Annotated in this window: 2 protein-coding genes and 1 pseudogene; 1 reads left to right on the plus strand and 2 read right to left on the minus strand. The window is 70.9% G+C overall.

Annotated elements, in window-relative coordinates:
• Both DBR23_RS31815 and ompR read right to left on the minus strand, forming a co-directional pair.
• Positions 1-294, minus strand: a pseudogene (locus tag DBR23_RS31815) (two-component sensor histidine kinase); the annotation flags it as partial.
• The gene (ompR, locus tag DBR23_RS25505; RefSeq protein WP_108499957.1) at positions 291-1,055 is read right to left on the minus strand and encodes a two-component system response regulator OmpR; all 765 of its coding nucleotides are present in this window, start codon (positions 1,053-1,055) and stop codon (positions 291-293) included. The pseudogene DBR23_RS31815 and the gene ompR, both read right to left, overlap by 4 nt.
• Positions 1,056-1,312: 257 nt before the next feature.
• On the opposite strand from ompR, the gene DBR23_RS25510 reads away from it, so the two are divergent.
• Positions 1,313-1,699: hypothetical protein (locus DBR23_RS25510; RefSeq protein ID WP_233250748.1), on the plus strand; the 387-nt coding region annotated here is incomplete at its 3' end.

Raw genomic sequence — 1,699 nt, forward strand, 5'->3', positions numbered from 1 at the left:
GTTCTCCGCCGCCACCGGCGGGGCCGACCGCACGGCCTGCTGGTTGAAGGCCTCGACAAATGCGGCCCGCTGTGCCGGGGGCAGCGCCTGCAGCCCTGCGCGCAGCGCGCCCACATTGCGCGCCACGCCATCGGCCACCTGTGCCACGCGGGGCTGAAAGATCATCTGCCGCACCAGCACGGCCGCCACCAGCTGGCCCAGCACGATGAGCACCGCCATCAGCAGCAGGTTGCGCCCGAGCAGGCTGCGCGGCCACCAGCCCCCGGCGGCCTGGTGTGTGGCGGAAGGTGTCATGCCTTGCCTCCGCCGCCCGGCGCTGCGCCATCGGGCACGAACACATAGCCCACGCCCCACACGGTGCGGATGTGGCGCGGCTGGGCAGGGTCGGCCTCGATGAGCTTGCGCAGGCGCATCACCTGCACATCGATGCTGCGGTCGGTGGCCGTGTGGTCGGGGCCATAGGCCAGTGCGATGAGCCGGTCGCGGCCCAGGGGCCGGTGCGGTTGCTGTGCCAGCGCCTGCAGCAGCGCGAATTCGCCCGTGGTCAGGGGCACGTCTTGCGCCCCTTGGCCGTCCTCGCCACCGTTGCGCTCCAGCCGGCGCTCGTCCAGCCACAGCGTGAATGCGCCAAACGCGATGTGCCCGCCCGTCTGGCGCGGCCCGGTGTGCGCACCCAGCAGGCGCTGGCGGCGCACCATGGCCTGGATGCGGGCCAGCAGCTCGCGCGGGTTGAAGGGCTTGGGCAGGTAGTCGTCGGCGCCCATCTCCAGGCCCACGATGCGGTCCACGGGGTCTCCCCTGGCCGTGAGCATCAGGATGGGAATGGTCTCGCCCTGCGCACGCAGGCGGCGGCAGATCGACAGGCCATCATCGCCCGGCATCATCACGTCGAGCACCAGCACATCAAAGCGCTCGCGCTGCAGCAGCACATCCAGCGGCCCGGCGCCCTCCACCGTGCGTACGCTGTAGCCCTGGTCGCTCAGGTAGCGCTGCAGCAGCGCACGCAGGTCGGGTTCGTCGTCGGCGACCAGGATCTTGGCCAGGGCTTCCGTCATGGGGCGGTGTGTGGGTGTGGCAGCGGGTGGGTGCAGCCAAGGCTGCGTGCCAATGGTAGGGCCGAAAACACCGGGTGCCAGCGCGGGCAGGTGCTCCGGTGCATGACAACGCATGACACGTGCCGGTGGTTTGTCATGCTTTGTCATACATCGTGCAGCGGGCGCCACAACTGGCTCATACCTGGCGGCCATAGTTCAGGCCAGCGCAGCACCCCGCTGCTTCGTACCCCCTGTTCTGTTGCAAGGAGCCTACCGCCATGTTCCCTTCCGTCCCGACACCGACTGCCCCCGTTGCCACTTACCGCCCCATGCTGCTGGCCGCCTTGGCCGTGGCTGCACTGTTGCTTCTGGCAGCGAACGATGCCAACGCACGCAGCCGCCACACGGTGGAGCACAACGGCGACGGCAGCACCACCGCCCGCACCGGCGTGGTCCGCGCAGCGCCGGGCGGTGGGGGCGTGCTGCGCGGCCGCAGCGTGTCCACCGACGGCCAGGGCCACGGCAGTGTGCGCAGCGGCGCTGCCGTGGCGGGCCCCAACGGCGCCATGGCGGTGCGCCAGGGCCAGAGCGCAAGGAATGCCGATGGCTCGGCCAGCCACAGCAGCACCTTGGCCGCACAGGGCGACCGGGGCACGCTGCAGAGC

It is taken from the genome of Acidovorax sp. HMWF018, assembly GCF_003061035.1.
GTDB classification, from domain to species: domain Bacteria; phylum Pseudomonadota; class Gammaproteobacteria; order Burkholderiales; family Burkholderiaceae_C; genus Acidovorax; species Acidovorax delafieldii.

Bases quoted from the DNA above. Each gene is read 5' to 3' on its own strand.
- ompR (WP_108499957.1), bottom strand. From the start codon at position 1,055: ATGACGGAAGCCCTGGCCAAGATCCTGGTCGCCGACGACGAACCCGAC.